This is a genomic window from Mucilaginibacter pocheonensis (genome assembly GCF_031456535.1).
GTDB lineage: Bacteria > Bacteroidota > Bacteroidia > Sphingobacteriales > Sphingobacteriaceae > Mucilaginibacter > Mucilaginibacter pocheonensis.
The window spans coordinates 323407-340064 of sequence record NZ_JAVDUU010000005.1 but is presented as its reverse complement, the minus strand read 5'-3'; the positions used below and the strand labels follow the sequence as shown (position 1 = coordinate 340064).

Here is a 16658-nt window from a genome sequence, read left to right as displayed (position 1 = left end):
GGATCTTTTCGTTTATAACAATTGGGTTTCAATTAGTCCCAAAGCTTTTCCGGATAGACGCCGTTGGCCACCAGTTCCGAAATGCTTTTTTGTACAATAGGTTTATCTTCTTTATAAGTTACACCAAACCATTTTGATCCGGTTGGGATCACTTTAAATGATGCTGTTCCAGCTTTTATAAGCTCGTCGGCAACCAAAGGAATAAAAAATTCCGATTTAGGGTTGGTTTCATTCGCTTCAACAAAAGCCCTGAACATGTCTTCGCTTTGCTTAAACACAGCTGGGGTAAAGCCCCAAAAGTTCATGGATACACGGGTATCGTTTGGCAGGGGATGTTCGCCGGTCGCATCCTTGTAAGCTACGCTGCCGTCTTCTTTAAAGTAAACTTCAGTACGCTCATTAATTTCAACCATATTGCCTTCGTCATTAACCTTGCAAACACCACGCGATACGGAACCATAGTCAGACAGGGTCCTGTCAATCTGGTAACCTATCAGTGAATAGGTATCATCAGCTACTTCAGTGGTTAAAAATTTGGCCATTTTTTCAAATGAATCATAACCATAAAAGTCATCGGCATTAATAACGCAAAAGGGTTCGTTCACCTGGTTGCGTGCGGCAAGCACAGCATGTGCAGTGCCCCATGGCTTGGCACGTTCAATGGTTTTATTGATGCCAAATGGGGTAAGGTCAAAACTTTGAAAAACATAATCGGTTTCAATGCGTCCCTTAAGCTTTGGCTCAAAAATAGCTTTAAAATTGTCAGCAAATTCTTCGCGTATAATAAAGCTTACCTTGCCGAAGCCTGCTTTTATAGCATCATAGATAGAATAGTCAATAATTGTTTCGCCGTTGGGGCCAAAGCCGTCAACCTGTTTCATGCTGCCATAACGGCTGGCCATACCAGCGGCCAAAATAAGAAGTGTTGGTTTCATAGATATATGTGGGGGTATTTGTTAATAACTATATGCCTTGACATAATTAATTTACAACCAATTTGATTAAAAGTCCGGTTATTTGATGTACCTGAAATCCTGACCGGCTTTAATATTTAGCAAAGCCTGGTAAATAAGACGTATCACGTTGTCAACATCTTCTTTATGGATCATTTCAACAGTAGTGTGCATATACCTTAATGGTAATGAGATCAATGCCGATGGAACACCGTCGTTTGAGTAAGCAAAAGCGTCGGTATCAGTACCTGTAGAGCGTGATGACGCCTGCCGCTGAAAAGGGATATCTGCCTTTTGCGCTGCTTCAATAAGTAATTTGTTGAGGTTATTTTGAACTGCCGGCGCATAAGATACCACCGGGCCCTTACCGCAAGCCAGGTCGCCCTGGGTTATCTTGTTGATCATTGGGGTTTGGGTATCATGTGTAACATCTGTTACAATGGCTACATTGGGCTTTATCTTATGGGCTATCATCTCGGCCCCGCGCAATCCTATCTCTTCCTGTACGGCGTTAACAATGTATAGGCCAAACGGTAATTTTACTTTGTTCTCCTTAAGCAAACGGGCAACTTCGGCTATCATGAAACCACCTGCGCGGTTATCAAGGGCACGCCCTACATAATACCGGTCATTGAGGATCATAAACTCGTCCTCATAGGTAATTACACAGCCTACATGGATGCCCAGTTTTTCAACTTCTTCTTTGGAGGTACAACCACAATCTAAAAAGATGTTTTTCAGGGTTGGCGCCTCTTCTTTTTCGCCTCCCAGGCGGGTATGAATGGCCGGCCAGCCAAAAACTGCTTTTACAATACCGTTATCGGTATGTATGTTAACCCTTTTTGAGGGGGCTATCTGGTGGTCTGATCCGCCGTTGCGTATCACATATATTAAACCATCATTGGTAATATAATTTACAAACCATGAAATTTCATCGGCATGGGCCTCAATAACTACCTTGTAATCAGCTTTGGGGTTAATTATCCCAACTGCGGTACCGTAATTATCAACATAATGCTCATCAATGTAAGGTTTCAGGTAATCAAGCCACAACTCCTGGCCTTTCCATTCAAAACCGGTAGGAGAGGGGTTGTTAATATATTTCTCGAAAAAAGATATGGAGGCGTCGTTTACAACAGGAATATGCGATGGTGCGTCAGATTTTTTTTTAGCCATGTTTTATTGAGCAAACTATAATATGCAATAAAGCAAATATAATAAAGTAAGTGGTAAACCCCCAATATAACCTGCCAAAATGGAAATAAAAACATGTTTTTATTATTAATTTAATACTAAGGTTATAGTATTAGCGTTTTTTTTTCAAAAATGCAAAATTTTGCCCCCTTGGTTAATTAGTTGTGATTAACTGTAAGTTTTACATTAAACATGAATTGTTCATTTCAAATTCATTGTTGTTTGTTAATTTTGTATTATTTATAATTTACTCCACTGCCGTGAAACTGTTTAAGCTTATTTTTATACTATTAATAGCCGGTTTAACCTCGTGTAATGTATTGCAATATGCTACAGTACCGGTTGATTATGCCCCCAAACTGGTTTTTAACGCTGATACCTCGCGTATCCTGTTAGTTAACAGACTTACCTTTGATTCAACCCGCATAAATAAGCGAAAGATACAGGCGCTTAAAAGTGCTGCATATAGCGCTGTGGCCGGTGCCGAAAAGGAACTGAAGTTGCTGCCCGGTGTTAAAGTTTCAAGCCTTATAGACTCTATACCTTTTAATGTCAATAAAGACTCGGTAAAGCATCTTGCTGCCAAATACAAAGCAAATTATGTTTTAACGCTGGATGACTTCAACGCAGGGGTGGTGCTTGATAATGTGGCGTATGATGGCAATGCACAAGTGGCTTACTACAGTACCAAGGCAACGGTTATGTTTACCCTGTATGAAAGTAATGGTATTTACTTTAAAAAATTAAAAGGACAGGCTACTGAACCGCAGGACGGCAGAGCTGGGTATTCCATTTATAATGTAGCCCGAAACGCTGCTTTAGATGCTTTAAAAGATTATTTACCATATACTATAACCAATTACCGGCCGCTTTATAACCAGTCTGACGCGCTGAAGATATCAGTACGGCACATACTGGCCGGCCGATTTGATTTGGCCTACAAAATATTAAACCCGCTAATTGATGGCGCCGACCGTAAGCTGGCCAGCAGGGCAGCCTATAACCTGGCTGTAGTTTATGAGGCGCAGGGCGATATTGACGAGGCACTTGAACTGGCTAAAATATCAAACCAAAAGCAGCAGAATGACTATGCTACTACGTTAATTGCGGCGCTAATAAAGGAGTGAGGTTTTTTTCAAGAATCTCATAATCAAAGCCCTGCCGGGTAAAAAACTGACCGGTATGCTCAAACCCGGCCTTAAGGTAAAACCCCACGGCGGAGAGGCGTGCATTGCACCACAGCCGTTTAGCACCATTTGTTTTTGCAAAAGCGGTTATATGGTCAAGCATTTGTTTACCTATACCCGTACCCTGCAGGCTATCATCAACCGCGAACTTGCGGAACTGGTAATCATCACCCTTGGCAAAAAGTGATATTACCGCAACAATGGCATCGTTTTTAAAAGCGGCAAAGTGCAGGCCATGTTCATCTTCTTCCATCACCATTTCATACAGTTTTTGTTCCGGATATAAAACTTTTTGCCTCAGGCGCCAGGTAAGTTCAGGTCGTATTTGTTCGATGTGGATCATGGGATCGTTCAATTTCAAGGAGTCAAGCAACACTTAATCGCGGTATGCTAAGCTATCCATGCGGGGACTTAGTTACTTTTATCTTGATACAAAAATATACTTTTGGTGCAACAAAAGTAAAAGGCACCCGCGGCCATAGCGGTATTGAACTGTTTTAGCGTCCCATATTTTTGACATTCACTCAATTTCCCATCCCTGTAAAATCCCTATCTTTGCGGCAACATAAATCACCATCTATGCTTAAAGGATTTTTTAATGTTCCGGTACCGCAAAACGAGCCTGTTTTAAACTATGGCCCGCGCAGTTTGGAACGTGCAGCCCTTAAGGCCGCTTTAGAGCAGGCCCGGGCTCAACAACTGGATATACCTATGTACATCGGCGACAAAGAAGTACGTACCGGCAATAAGCTGGAGATCCGTCCGCCACATGATCATAAACATTTACTGGCCACTTTTTCTGAAGGTGACGCCAGCCACGTTACTGCTGCTATTGATGCAGCCCTGGCTGCCAAAGCCAATTGGGAAAACTTACCCTGGGAACAGCGTGCCGCCATATTTTTGAAAACTGCAGATTTACTTGCCGGTCCGTACCGGGCAAAAGTAAACGCGGCTACTATGCTGGGCCAGTCAAAAAACGCTTACCAGGCCGAGATCGATTCTGCCTGTGAACTGATTGACTTTTTGCGCTTTAATGTGCAATACATGACCGAAATTTATCAGCAGCAGCCCCCAATATCAGGCAAAGGTGTTTGGAACCGTGTGGAGCAACGCCCACTGGAAGGCTTTATATTTGCCTTAACCCCGTTTAATTTTACCGCTATTGCAGGTAACCTGCCAACATCCGCCGCCATGATGGGCAATGTAGTGGTTTGGAAACCAGCTTACACACAAATTTACGCTGCAAACGTACTGATGCAGGTGTTTAAAGAAGCAGGCGTACCTGATGGGGTTATCAACCTGATATATGTTGACGGCCCTGTTGCCGGCGAGGTAATTTTTAACCATCCTGACTTTGCCGGTATCCACTTTACCGGATCAACCAAAGTGTTCCAGAATATCTGGCAAACCATTGGTACCAATATCCATAAATACAAAACCTATCCGCGTATTGTTGGCGAAACCGGGGGTAAGGATTTTGTACTGGCCCACCCAAGCGCTGATGCCGATGTGGTAAGTACCGCGCTTGTTCGCGGCGCTTTTGAATATCAGGGGCAAAAATGTTCGGCAGCTTCCAGGGCTTATATCCCTGCTTCGTTATGGCCGGCGGTAAAAGCCAATATGCAGCGCGATATTACTTCATTTAAGATTGGTCCGGTTGAAAATTTTGAAAATTTCATCAATGCCGTCATCAGTGAAGTATCGTTTGATAAGCTGGCTAAATATATTGATGCAGCCAAGGCCGACGATGGTGTTGAAATTGTTGCCGGTGGCAATTATGATAAAACCAAAGGCTGGTTTATTGAGCCTACGGTATTAAAGGTTAATGATCCGTACTACGTAACCATGTGCGAGGAGCTATTTGGGCCTGTATTGACCATTTACGTGTACGAGGACGCTCAGTTTGATGAGGTGCTTAACATTGTTGATAAAACCTCCATCTACGCGCTTACAGGCTCTATCATATCACAGGACAGATATGCTATTGCCGAGGCAACTTATCGTTTACGTAACGCGGCCGGAAACTTTTATATAAATGATAAACCAACCGGCGCGGTAGTTGGACAGCAGCCCTTTGGCGGCGCCAGAGGGTCGGGCACCAATGACAAGGCCGGATCTATGATCAACCTGTTGCGTTGGGTATCGCCCCGTACCATTAAAGAAACCTTTGATCCGCCTAAGGACTACAGATACCCATTTTTGACAAAGGAAAGTTAGCCCCACAGCTCCCTCAAGGGGAGTGCCTAAAATAAAAAAGCGATGAATTATACTCATCGCTTTTTTTATAAAATCATATTTTTAAACTCCCCTCAGGGGGCTGGGGCTATTTAAATTTAAACACCTCATCCATATTTTCATTATTGAGGGTACTCACTTTCATATCGTTTATTAGTCCGGTACTCAAGCTATATACCCAGCCGTGAACGCCCAGTTGCTGCCCGTTTTTCCAGGCATTTTGAACAATGGAGGTTTTGCACAGATTGTAAACATTCTCTATTACATTAAATTCTACCAGGCGGTTGGTGCGCTCCTGCTCATCTGCAATGGCATCAAGTTCTTCGGCGTGCAGGCGGTATACATCCTTAATGTGGCGCAACCAGTTATCAATAAGGCCAAACTGTTGGTTGCTCATGGCTGCTATAACGCCGCCGCACCCGTAATGACCGGTAACTATCACATGTTTTACTTTTAAAACATTAACCGCATAATCCAGCACGCTCAGCATGTTCATATCAGAGTGAATCACCATGTTGGCAATATTACGGTGTACAAATATTTCGCCCGGTGATGTATTGGTGATCTGGTTGGCTGGCACACGGCTATCCGCGCAGCCTATCCATAATACAGGCGGTTTTTGGCCGTTGGCCAGTTTTTCAAAATAATTGGGGTCTTCCTTTAATGTATCGGCAATAAACTGTTTATTACCTTCTAACAGGCTTTGATAAGTGATATGGCTGGTGTCGTGAATTTGAGAACTCATATTTTTAAAGATTGATGTTTTAAGATGCAGTTTGGCGTTTGCCCGATGCAAACATACGGCTTAGTTTATGCAAAGCAAGCGGCGAAATATCATAATACATAATGGTGAGCAAAATTATCGGGATAAAATAAAAAATGGCAAACTCGTACAGATTAAAGAAGTAACCGCCCGCTAATCCTCCAAAAAGGTAAAAGCCAAGTACCGTGCACCTGATCAGTATTTTATTACCCGCAGTCTCGGTATTTTTAGTTTTAGGATGAAACCATTCGGCCACTTCACTGCCCAAGTCAGTAAACAGGCCTGTTAAGTGGCTCGATTTAATCAGTCCCCCCGAAATATTTGAAACGAGGCTATTCTGCAAGCCCATTGAAAACAGGATGGCGCTGATCACTATCTCACGCTCTGTATCGGTTTCCTTGTAAAAATTATGTCCGTAAATTGCTACAGCCAATAAAACAAGCGCCTCAATGATCATTGGAATTGAATTTGCCCGCCACTTGCTTTTATCCTCAAAAGAGCGAACAATAAAACTGGATACGAAAGCCCCTGCAAAGAACATCATCAGCCAAATCAAAAAAATGATCATCTGATGGTAGTTTTGTTCAACAATGTGCTTTGCAAGGTTTGCCACATGCCCGGTAATGTTTGATGTAAAAGCCAGAAAGGCCAGCATTCCCGCTACATTAGTAACTCCGGCCACAAATGCGGTGGATGAGGCCAGCATTAAATTTTCTTTTAAGGTACGTTCTTCTTTTACAGCTTTCAGCATGATGTATTATTAGTAGTACTCAACACTAAAAATAAAATAAAGTTTATAAAAGCTAAGGCTTTGGCAACTTAATGTGATAAGTGCCGGAACCGTAGTAACAATAAAAGTCAAAATTATCCGGCATAAAAAACCCCGGCCATTTTCATGAACCGGGGCAATCAAACATAAACCTCTCCATGCATGTAGCAAAGGGAGACTTTGGTATTAGCAGGGGTTATTAATGTGCTAAAGCTGCAACGTTATTAAACTCATATACGTAACCTAAATTGTGCGGACTGCTGCTGGAAACCTTAAGATCCTTGATCAGGCCGGTGCCCAGGTCAATCACCCAGCCGTGAACTTCCAGGTCATGACGTTCCATCCAGGCGTTTTGAACAATGGAGGTCTTGCACAGGTTATATACCTGTTCGCTCACGTTAAGTTCTACCAGGCGGTTTTGCTTCTGAGTTTCGTCGGTAATACGGTCAAGTTCATGACTGTGCAGGCGGTAAACATCTTTAATGTGCCTTAACCAGTTATCAATAAGGCCAAATTGCTTATTGCTAAGGGCAGCGGCTACGCCGCCGCAACCGTAATGGCCGGCTACAATAATGTGTTTTACTTTTAAAACATTCACCGCGTAATCAAGCACGCTCAGCATGTTCATGTCAGAGTGTACCACCACGTTGGCAATATTGCGGTGAACAAACACCTCACCTGGTTTGGTGCCGGTTACTTCATTGGCAGGCACACGGCTGTCTGAGCAGCCTATCCACAACACCTGCGGGCTTTGACCTTTGGCCAGTTTCTTAAAATATTCAGAGTCTTCTTTTAATTTAAGCTCAACCCACTGGCTGTTGCCGTGCAATAATGCGTTATAGCTATCGCTTTGTGCCAGTTTTAAATTATTGGTATCAATGGCTGGTTTGCCATTCTTTTTATCATCTATTAAAGTCATGTTTTTTTCTTAATTAGGATTATACATTAATTCTTTTAAAGGGGGTACATCGTACTTTTCCTTTATATCATGTAATTGCACAATAATACCTTTGGTATACGCATTGTGCTTGTAATTATGGATGATCTCTATCACATCAGGGTCAATATACCGCGAGTTGGAGCCATCAATGATTACATCAGTGCCTTTTGGCAAGCTGGTGAGGGTAATTTGTATGGCGGCTTTATTTAAAAACGAAACCTCTTCGGCAAGCCTTATCCTGATCACCTTTTTATCGCCATTGTGGGTTATCTGGTAAAAATATGGGTTGCGCAAATTGGTGCGTAGTATATAAAATATACCAACCAGCATCCCAATGCCTACACCTATCAGCAAATCGGTTAATACAACCGCAACAATAGTTACCACAAATGGAATAAACTGGCTTAGGCCCAGCTGCCACATGTGTTTAAATAAGCTGATACGGCATAGTTTATACCCCGTCATGAGCAGTATGGCTGCCAGGCACGACAGCGGGATGTGATTTATAAGCGCCGGGATGCAAAGCAATGCCACCAGCAGCAGTGAGCCGTGTATTATAGCGCTCATTTTGGTACGGGCACCAGCATTAACATTGGCCGATGAACGTACAATTACAGCTGTCATTGGCAGCCCGCCTAACAGGCCGCTGGTGATGTTGCCAATTCCCTGGGCTACCAGTTCGCGGTTGGTTGGCGATATACGCTTTATCGGATCGATCTTATCAACAGCCTCTAAGCTGAGCAAGGTTTCTAAACTGGCAACTACGGCTATAGTGAAGGCGGTAATCCAAACTTGTTTGTTGCCAATAGCACTAAAATCTGGCGATTTAAACAGCGCGAAAAATTCGTTGCTGCTGTTTACTATTGGTATGCGTACAAACTGTTTATCCAATAACGCAAAACCTGTACCTGCAAATGCAAGGCTTAGGCCAATACCTGCCAAAACAACCAGAAGCGGAGCAGGCACTATTGCCAGCTTTTTAAACCTTGGCCAATAAATAAGCAGCAGTAAAGAAACCACGCTGATAATAATAGCCCCGTAGTTAACCTTGGCAAATGCGCCCAGTATTCCCGAAAAAGTATTGTGATCATCCGTTTGATTAAACCTTTCGTCGCCTTCGTAATCGGCGTCATATCCCACAGCATGCGGAAATTGCTTCATGATCAGGATGATCCCGATAGCGGCAAGCATACCCTCAATAACCGCAGAAGGGAAATAGTTGGCAATGGTACCTGCCTTTAATATACCCAGCAACATTTGAAAGATACCGGCCAGGAAAAGAGCAAGCAAAAATGTTTCATATGTTCCAAGTCCGGTTATGGCGTTTAATACAATAACGGTTAAACCGGCTGCAGGTCCGGCTACGCTAAGCTGCGAACCACTTAATGTACCTACTACAATACCTCCAATAATGCCTGTTAACACCCCGGCAAACAACGGGGCCCCTGATGCCAGCGCAATGCCCAAGCATAGTGGCAGTGCTACCAGGAATACAACAATACTTGAGGGAAGGTCCTTTTTTAAGTTTTTGGATAAAAAATATTTTTTCAGGTTGAGATTGCCCACAGCAAAACCACCTTGCTTAATTTGCATAAGATCGATAATTTGAATAAAAAATTTAAATGAATTGTAAAGCGGTAACATCCGGATAGGGAAGTATCCGGTTAATCATTTAAACGTTGGGCGGGGGAGTGGGGACAACAGGATGATATACCTGTTTATATAAATTATGTTCGAGGTTATGGAGTACGTTGGTTTCTACAACAAATGTAAGGAAGGCTACACTGTGCAGATCATATTCATCAAAGACTTTTTTCTCCTTAAAAGTATCCTTATCAGGCGTATCCTTCTCGGTTTTAGTTTCCTGTTCAAGCTGAAGGATAACCGCGCTTACGGTTTTATTATCAAGATATAAAAATACAGGCGCTAATGATATGGCCATCTTTAATACAAAGACACCCATAAACAATACCACTATCAGTATTTTAAAATTCCTGATCCTCATTATTACAAATATATAAAAAATAGGTCTTAATAAGCATCGGCATGTAGTTTTAAGCTAATCTTACAATTTAATTACTATTTTTAACCTATTACAAACAACCTGAATTGTGAATAAAAAGCTCGGATTACTAAGGGAAAAGCGCCAGAAAGCGTTTGAAGGCGGCGGCACGTTACGTATTGAAAGTCAGCATAAAAAAGGAAAACTTACCGCGCGCGAGCGCATACATTTTCTGATGGATGAAGGCTCGTTCCAGGAGATAGGGATGCTGGTTACACACCGCTCAACCGACTTTGGCATGGAAAAGGAAAAATATCCGGGCGATGGTGTAATAACCGGTTACGGAACTGTGAACGGCCGTTTGGTATATGCTTTTTCGCAGGATTTTACCGTTTTTGGCGGTTCCCTGTCAGAAACCCATGCCGAAAAGATATGTAAGATCATGGATCTGGCTATCAGGAACGGCGCCCCGATGATCGGGCTCAATGATTCGGGCGGCGCCAGGATACAGGAAGGAGTGGTATCATTAGGCGGATACGCCGATATTTTTTACCGCAACACCATGGCATCAGGCGTTATTCCTCAGATATCAGCTATAATGGGTCCCTGTGCCGGCGGGGCGGTGTATTCGCCTGCCATAACCGATTTTATTCTGATGGTAGAAAACACTTCCTATATGTTTGTTACCGGCCCAAATGTGGTAAAAACGGTTACTCATGAGGTGGTAACTTCGGAGGAACTGGGAGGAGCAACTACACATGCTACCAAATCGGGCGTTACTCACTTTGCCTGCGCTAATGAAATTGCGGCCATTCAAAATATTAAGGACCTGCTGAGCTATATGCCGCAGAACTGCGAAGACAGGGCGCCGGCACTGCCTTATGATACACAAAACGAACTAAGGCCCGAACTTAATACCTTATTGCCCGAAAACGCCTCGACACCCTATGATATCCGCGAAATTATTGACCACGTAATTGATACAGGCTCGTTCCTGGAAGTGCATAAAGATTTTGCCGAGAACATTGTAGTAGGTTTTGCCAGGCTTGCAGGGCGCAGTATTGGTATTGTAGCTAATCAGCCCGCTTTTTTGGCTGGTGTGCTTGATATCCACTCGTCTATTAAGGCAGCGCGTTTTGTTCGCTTTTGCGATAGCTTTAATATACCGCTGTTGGTGTTTGAGGATGTACCCGGATTTTTGCCCGGTACCGACCAGGAATGGAACGCTATTATAACCAACGGCGCTAAATTGCTTTATGCTTTTTGTGAAGCCACCGTACCGCGCATTACCGTGATCACCCGGAAGGCCTATGGCGGTGCCTATGACGTGATGAACTCCAAACATATAGGCGCTGACATGAATTTTGCATGGCCATCTGCAGAGATTGCCGTAATGGGCGCCAAAGGGGCGGCCGAAATTATTTTTAAACGCGAAATAAATACTGCCGAAGATAAGGAAGCCAAATGGAAGGAAATGGAACAGCTATACTCAGACATATTTGCCAATCCTTACCGTGCAGCGGAGCGTGGTTTTATTGATGAGGTAATTGAACCTGCAGAAACACGTACTAAGCTGATACAGGCCTTTAAAATGCTGGAAAATAAGGTGGTGAATAACCCCAGGAAAAAACACGGCAATATGCCGTTGTGATTTTAGGATAGAAGACCTGGGATAAAGAATTTAGTAGCTTTGGATGGCGCAGTCTAACATTTTAGTTATTACATGAATGACCATTGAGGATATACAAAGCATTTGTTTGCAGTTACCGGGTGTAACCGAGGAGTTTAAACTTGGCGATCATTTGTGCTTTAATGTGGGTGGCAAAACATTTTTGTTTACGGGTCCTGACAGTGTGCCGCCAACTGCCTCGGTAAAAGTTCCGGATGATGAGTTTGAGGGAACGCTGCAAAAGGAATGTTTTTCGCCCCAGGCATACATAGGCCGCTATAAATGGGTGCATATTGCCAATATCAGCTGTCTTAATAAACAGGAATGGGAGTTTTATATCAAACAATCATACCGCCTTATTGCAGAAAAACTTCCTGCTAAAATTAAAAAACAAATAGGGTTATAAGCCCGTGAGCACCGCAGGTATAATTTGCCCTCAATTTGTCGTTTTTACACCCGCTGCGGTTCAGGTAAAGCCTTTATGTTTGTGTCATAAATCAAAACGAAAAACATTATGGCAACTCAAATTTTTGTAAACCTGCCGGTTAAAGACCTGAACAAATCAATTGAATTTTTTACCAGCCTTGGTTATAGTTTCAACCCCCAATTCACCAACGAGCAGGCGGCATCATTGATTATTAGCGATAACATATTTTTTATGTTGCTAACCGAACCTTTCTTTAAATCATTCATCAAAAAAGACATGGCCGATGCTACTAAAGTAGCCGAAACCATCAATTGCATTTCATTAGACAGTCGCGAAGCGGTTGACGAAATGATTAACAAAGCCGTAGCTGCAGGCGCAACCACGCCAAACGAAAAGCAAGATCATGGCTGGATGTACGGCTGGGGTTTCCAGGATCTTGACGGTCACCTTTGGGAATTTGTATATATGGATGCAAGTGCTGCGCCCGGGCAGATGTAAGCAACAGCGCTAAAAGAGGAGCTTTTGATCCTTGTTTTTGTATAGGGAACTAACATCTCAGGATAGCAAAACAACGCCGGCCCCGCCCATTACAAAGAGCGGGGCCGGCGTTGTTTTATATGCTACCACGTATTATTATATATAATAAACAATTATATTTATTAAAAAAAAGGAGATGAAAAAGCTTTGTTTGTTTATATGCTGTTTACTGCCCATGTGGTTAATGGCGCAGGATACATTTAAAATAAACGGTAGGGTAAAAGGTTTAAAGAACGGCGATAAAGTTTACCTCTTTTACCAGTTGGGCGATCAAATAAAAAGCGACTCTGCCAATGTGCAGAACGGTAGTTTTTATTTTACCGGTGCCGTAACTAATCCCGTGCAGGCATCGCTTTACCTTAACAAGAATCCTTTAGTGAGCAAAGCTGTTAAAGGTGAGAAACTGGATATATTTCGTTTTTATGTAGAAGCCGGTAAATTAACCCTTAATGCTGCTGATTCCCTTAAGCACATCAAGGTTACCGGATCGCCTATAAATAAAGACTATACTGAATGGAAAGCTTTACGCAAGCCTGCTGAAGATAAACTTGATGCCTTAGACAAAGAATTTGCTGCGCTAACTGATTCGCAAAAAAAGGACAAGCAGATTTTTGACGGAATGGTGGCTAAGGAAAAACAATATATGAAGGAATTAAATACCGCGGGCCTGGAATTTGCGGAAACTCACCCCAACTCATATCTCAGCCTTATCACTTTAAAGCAGGCCGCTGCCGAGGGGGAAACGGCTGAAGCGGCAGCCCAGGCATATCATAATCTTTCGGCTCGATTAAAAAATACAGAGATCGGGAAAAGTATCCCTGTTTTGTTGGCTTCATCGTCAAAAACTAAAATTGGCAGCCCGGCCATTGACTTTACACAAACTACTCCCGATGGCAAAGCAGTAAAGCTGTCTGATTTTAAAGGCAAATATGTACTGATAGACTTTTGGGCAAGCTGGTGTGGCCCTTGTCGTGATGAAAACCCCAATTTAGTTGCCGCTTATAATAAGTATAAGGATAAAGGTTTTACCATATTGGGCGTATCACTTGATAATCCGGGCAAAAAAGATGCCTGGGTAAAAGCAATAGCCGACGACAAGCTTACATGGACACAGGTTTCTGATTTGAAAGGCTGGGATAATGCGGTTGCACTGCAATATGGGATACGGGGAATTCCCGCCAATTTCCTGGTGGATACTGCCGGAAAGATCATTGCCCGGGACCTCAGAGGTGATACCCTGAATAGCAAACTTGCTGAACTATTTGACGCATCAACAAAGTGAAATTTAATATTCAGGAAAGACTTACAATTTTTAAAACTTTGTAAATCTCTTCAAACAAAAAGACCATCCGGTTACCGGATGGTCTTTTTGTTATGTTGTCCCACACCTTTCAGTGGGCCGGTCGTCTATCAAACTTTGATCTCAACTTCAACACCGCTTGGCAATTCAAGCTTCATCAGGGCATCAACAGTTTTTGAATTTGAACTGTAAATGTCTAACAAGCGCTTGTATGAGCATAATTGAAATTGCTCACGTGCTTTTTTGTTTACGTGTGGTGAACGTAATACAGTGAAAATTTTCTTTTCAGTTGGTAACGGAAGTGGTCCGCTAACTACAGCGCCTGTTGGCTTTACTGTTTTTACGATCTTCTCGGCAGATTTATCTACCAGGTTGTAATCGTAAGATTTTAATTTGATCCTGATTCTTTGGCTCATGTTAATTTGATTTTAAACCACCCTAAGAGCTATTTATTAGGGCAATTATTGATTTATTAATTTATTGAATTACTGAACCGGCTTTTTTGTGTTCTTGATTCACGCAATCGCTAATTCAGTAATTCAAAATTGTTTTATGCGTTAGCAGCAGCTTTTTTGCCTCTTGCTTTGGCAACTACTTCGTCCTGTACGTTACGTGGTGCTTCAGCATAGTGATCAAACTCCATGGTTGAAGTAGCACGGCCAGAAGTAATGGTACGTAACTGGGTTACATAACCAAACATTTCTGAAAGTGGTACAGTAGCTTTAATTACCTGTGCACCTGCGCGCGAGTCCATGCCCAAAAGCTGGCCACGACGACGGTTCATGTCACCGATAACATCACCCATGTTTTCTTCAGGGGTAAGGATCTCGATCTTCATGATCGGCTCAAGCAATACTGGTTTACATTTTGGTAATGCCTCACGGTAAGCCATCTTAGCAGCTAACTCAAAAGAAAGCGCATCTGAATCGACCGCGTGGAATGAACCATCAATTAAACGAACTTTTAAGCTTGTTAATGGGAAACCGGCTAATACACCGTTTTGCATTGAAGCTGCAAAGCCTTTTTCAACAGATGGGATAAACTCACGTGGGATAGCACCACCGCTAATTTCATTTACAAACTGTAAACCTTCTTTACCTTCGTCATTTGGCGACAAGATAACTTGTATATCAGCAAATTTACCACGGCCACCGGTTTGTTTCTTGTATGTTTCGCGATGTTGAATGGTACCTGTGATTGATTCTTTGTAAGCAACTTGCGGAGCACCCTGGTTAACCTCAACTTTAAACTCACGTTTTAAGCGGTCCATGATGATATCCAGGTGAAGCTCGCCCATACCTGAAATTACAGTTTGGCCGGTTTCTTCGTCAGAATTTACACGGAAGGTTGGATCCTCTTCGGCTAATTTACCTAACGCCATACCTAATTTATCTACGTCGGCCTGTGTTTTAGGCTCAATAGCTAAACCGATAACCGGGTCAGGGAAGTTCATCGATTCAAGAATGATCGGGTGTTTCTCGTCGCAAAGGGTATCACCAGTTTTGATGTCCTTAAAGCCTACTACCGCAGCAATATCACCTGCACCTACATTAGGGATAGGGTTTTGCTTGTTAGCATGCATCTGGAATATACGTGAAATACGCTCTTTGTTGTCTGAACGCATGTTATGTACATATGAACCGGCCTCAAGGTTACCTGAGTAAACGCGGATAAAGCACAAACGACCTACGAACGGATCGGTTGCAATTTTAAATGCCAAAGCAGCAAATGGCTCTTTAACATCCGGTTTACGCAGTATTTCTTCGCCAGTATCAGGGTTAGTACCAACAATACCTTCAACATCCATAGGTGAAGGAAGTAATTCCATCACATAATCAAGCATGGTTTGTACACCTTTGTTTTTGAAAGATGAACCGCAAACCATAGGAACTATCTTGGCATCTAAAACAGCTTTACGTAAAGCATCAAGTACTTCGCGTTCAGTGATAGTTTCAGGAGCATCAAAGAATTTTTCCATCAGGCTTTCGTCATACTCAGCTACTGATTCCAATAATTTCTCTCTCCACTCGGTTGCTTCTTCAACCATATCGTCAGGAATAGGCACTTCAGTAAAGGTCATACCTTTATCATGCTCGTTCCAAACAATACCTCTCCAGTTAATCAGGTCAACAACACCTTTAAAATGCTCTTCAGCACCAATAGGTAACTGCAATGGCACTGCGTTGCTGCCCAACATGCTTTTTACCTGTTTTACAACATTTAAAAAGTCGGCGCCAGAACGGTCCATTTTGTTAACGAAACCTATACGGGCAACGTTATAGTTGTTGGCAAGCCTCCAGTTGGTTTCAGATTGTGGTTCAACACCATCAACCGCGCTAAAAAGGAAAACCAGACCATCCAGTACACGTAATGAACGGTTTACCTCAACGGTAAAGTCCACGTGTCCCGGGGTATCAATGATGTTCATGTGATAGTTGTGGCCTCTGTATTTCCAGTTTACTGTTGTAGCAGCAGATGTAATGGTAATACCACGTTCCTGCTCCTGTGCCATCCAGTCCATTGTTGCGGCACCTTCGTGCACTTCACCAATTTTGTGGCTAACACCGGCATAATAAAGGATACGCTCGGTTGTTGTAGTTTTACCGGCATCAATGTGAGCGGCAATACCTATGTTTCTTGTATATCTTAGATCTCTTGACATTTTAATTATTGAGTTGTTGA

Annotated in this window: 16 protein-coding genes; 6 read left to right on the top strand and 10 right to left on the bottom strand. The window is 42.7% G+C overall.

Annotation, left to right across the window (positions count from 1 at the left end):
* Window positions 1-32: 32 nt before the first annotated feature.
* Window positions 33-935: a nucleotidyltransferase family protein gene (locus tag J2W55_RS24585; RefSeq protein ID WP_310102767.1), complete on the bottom strand. Its 903-nt coding sequence runs from the start codon at window positions 933-935 to the stop codon at window positions 33-35.
* 78 nt (window positions 936-1013) lie between these two features.
* Window positions 1014-2129 carry a M42 family metallopeptidase gene (locus tag J2W55_RS24580; protein WP_310102764.1) on the bottom strand — a complete coding sequence of 372 codons (1116 nt, stop codon included), beginning with the start codon at window positions 2127-2129 and terminating at the stop codon, window positions 1014-1016.
* A 278-nt stretch (window positions 2130-2407) separates the two neighbouring features.
* Here J2W55_RS24580 and J2W55_RS24575 point away from each other — a divergent pair, with 278 nt between their 5' ends.
* On the top strand, window positions 2408-3274 hold the full coding sequence (locus J2W55_RS24575; RefSeq protein WP_310102762.1) for a DUF6340 family protein: 867 nt from the start codon (window positions 2408-2410) through the stop codon (window positions 3272-3274).
* Here J2W55_RS24575 and J2W55_RS24570 read toward each other — a convergent pair.
* Entirely contained in the window at window positions 3243-3677 is a 435-nt protein-coding gene (locus J2W55_RS24570) for a GNAT family N-acetyltransferase (RefSeq protein ID WP_310102759.1), read from the bottom strand. The genes J2W55_RS24575 and J2W55_RS24570 overlap by 32 nt on opposite strands.
* Before the next feature lie 236 nt (window positions 3678-3913).
* On the opposite strand from J2W55_RS24570, the gene pruA reads away from it, so the two are divergent.
* Window positions 3914-5551, top strand: coding sequence for an L-glutamate gamma-semialdehyde dehydrogenase (pruA, locus tag J2W55_RS24565; RefSeq protein WP_310102756.1), 1638 nt, complete (start codon window positions 3914-3916; stop codon window positions 5549-5551).
* Window positions 5552-5657: 106 nt separating this feature from the next.
* On the opposite strand, the gene can (J2W55_RS24560) is transcribed toward pruA, so the two are convergent.
* The 5 genes from can (J2W55_RS24560) to J2W55_RS24540 form a co-directional block, all read right to left on the bottom strand.
* A complete protein-coding gene (can, locus tag J2W55_RS24560; RefSeq protein ID WP_310102754.1) occupies window positions 5658-6314 on the bottom strand; it encodes a carbonate dehydratase in 657 nt (218 codons plus the stop codon).
* 19 nt (window positions 6315-6333) lie between these two features.
* The gene (locus tag J2W55_RS24555) at window positions 6334-7083 is read right to left on the bottom strand and encodes a YoaK family protein (RefSeq protein ID WP_310102751.1); all 750 of its coding nucleotides are present in this window, start codon (window positions 7081-7083) and stop codon (window positions 6334-6336) included.
* A 217-nt stretch (window positions 7084-7300) separates the two neighbouring features.
* Complete coding sequence (can, locus tag J2W55_RS24550) at window positions 7301-8020, bottom strand: carbonate dehydratase (RefSeq protein WP_310102748.1); 720 nt, start codon at window positions 8018-8020, stop codon at window positions 7301-7303.
* A 9-nt stretch (window positions 8021-8029) separates the two neighbouring features.
* Window positions 8030-9634, bottom strand: coding sequence for a SulP family inorganic anion transporter (locus J2W55_RS24545; protein WP_310102745.1), 1605 nt, complete (start codon window positions 9632-9634; stop codon window positions 8030-8032).
* A 79-nt stretch (window positions 9635-9713) separates the two neighbouring features.
* Complete coding sequence (locus J2W55_RS24540; RefSeq protein WP_310102742.1) at window positions 9714-10046, bottom strand: hypothetical protein; 333 nt, start codon at window positions 10044-10046, stop codon at window positions 9714-9716.
* A 106-nt stretch (window positions 10047-10152) separates the two neighbouring features.
* Here J2W55_RS24540 and J2W55_RS24535 point away from each other — a divergent pair, with 106 nt between their 5' ends.
* From J2W55_RS24535 to J2W55_RS24520, 4 genes are all read left to right on the top strand, one after another.
* A complete protein-coding gene (locus tag J2W55_RS24535) occupies window positions 10153-11694 on the top strand; it encodes an acyl-CoA carboxylase subunit beta (RefSeq protein ID WP_310102739.1) in 1542 nt (513 codons plus the stop codon).
* A gap of 76 nt (window positions 11695-11770) precedes the next feature.
* On the top strand, window positions 11771-12118 hold the full coding sequence (locus tag J2W55_RS24530) for an MmcQ/YjbR family DNA-binding protein (RefSeq protein WP_310102736.1): 348 nt from the start codon (window positions 11771-11773) through the stop codon (window positions 12116-12118).
* Window positions 12119-12226: 108 nt separating this feature from the next.
* The gene (locus J2W55_RS24525) at window positions 12227-12637 is read left to right on the top strand and encodes a VOC family protein (protein WP_310102734.1); all 411 of its coding nucleotides are present in this window, start codon (window positions 12227-12229) and stop codon (window positions 12635-12637) included.
* Between the two features lie 175 nt (window positions 12638-12812).
* The gene (locus J2W55_RS24520) at window positions 12813-13958 is read left to right on the top strand and encodes a redoxin domain-containing protein (protein ID WP_310102731.1); all 1146 of its coding nucleotides are present in this window, start codon (window positions 12813-12815) and stop codon (window positions 13956-13958) included.
* 128 nt (window positions 13959-14086) lie between these two features.
* Here J2W55_RS24520 and rpsJ read toward each other — a convergent pair whose 3' ends face one another.
* Window positions 14087-14392, bottom strand: coding sequence for a 30S ribosomal protein S10 (gene rpsJ / locus J2W55_RS24515; RefSeq protein ID WP_022830652.1), 306 nt, complete (start codon window positions 14390-14392; stop codon window positions 14087-14089).
* 134 nt (window positions 14393-14526) lie between these two features.
* Window positions 14527-16638: an elongation factor G gene (gene fusA, locus J2W55_RS24510; RefSeq protein ID WP_310102689.1), complete on the bottom strand. Its 2112-nt coding sequence runs from the start codon at window positions 16636-16638 to the stop codon at window positions 14527-14529.
* Window positions 16639-16658: the final 20 nt, after the last annotated feature.

What these genes read in the sequence shown, in the direction of transcription:
- pruA (WP_310102756.1), top strand. Translation starts at nt 3,914, where the DNA reads ATGCTTAAAGGATTTTTTAATGTTCCGGTACCGCAAAACGAGCCTGTT.
- J2W55_RS24530 (WP_310102736.1), top strand. Translation starts at nt 11,771, where the DNA reads ATGACCATTGAGGATATACAAAGCATTTGTTTGCAGTTACCGGGTGTA.
- rpsJ (WP_022830652.1), bottom strand. Translation starts at nt 14,392, where the DNA reads ATGAGCCAAAGAATCAGGATCAAATTAAAATCTTACGATTACAACCTG.
- fusA (WP_310102689.1), bottom strand. Translation starts at nt 16,638, where the DNA reads ATGTCAAGAGATCTAAGATATACAAGAAACATAGGTATTGCCGCTCAC.
- can (WP_310102754.1), bottom strand. Translation starts at nt 6,314, where the DNA reads ATGAGTTCTCAAATTCACGACACCAGCCATATCACTTATCAAAGCCTG.
- J2W55_RS24580 (WP_310102764.1), bottom strand. Translation starts at nt 2,129, where the DNA reads ATGGCTAAAAAAAAATCTGACGCACCATCGCATATTCCTGTTGTAAAC.
- J2W55_RS24540 (WP_310102742.1), bottom strand. Translation starts at nt 10,046, where the DNA reads ATGAGGATCAGGAATTTTAAAATACTGATAGTGGTATTGTTTATGGGT.
- J2W55_RS24555 (WP_310102751.1), bottom strand. Translation starts at nt 7,083, where the DNA reads ATGCTGAAAGCTGTAAAAGAAGAACGTACCTTAAAAGAAAATTTAATG.
- J2W55_RS24520 (WP_310102731.1), top strand. Translation starts at nt 12,813, where the DNA reads ATGAAAAAGCTTTGTTTGTTTATATGCTGTTTACTGCCCATGTGGTTA.
- J2W55_RS24545 (WP_310102745.1), bottom strand. Translation starts at nt 9,634, where the DNA reads ATGCAAATTAAGCAAGGTGGTTTTGCTGTGGGCAATCTCAACCTGAAA.
- J2W55_RS24525 (WP_310102734.1), top strand. Translation starts at nt 12,227, where the DNA reads ATGGCAACTCAAATTTTTGTAAACCTGCCGGTTAAAGACCTGAACAAA.
- J2W55_RS24585 (WP_310102767.1), bottom strand. Translation starts at nt 935, where the DNA reads ATGAAACCAACACTTCTTATTTTGGCCGCTGGTATGGCCAGCCGTTAT.
- J2W55_RS24570 (WP_310102759.1), bottom strand. Translation starts at nt 3,677, where the DNA reads ATGATCCACATCGAACAAATACGACCTGAACTTACCTGGCGCCTGAGG.
- can (WP_310102748.1), bottom strand. Translation starts at nt 8,020, where the DNA reads ATGACTTTAATAGATGATAAAAAGAATGGCAAACCAGCCATTGATACC.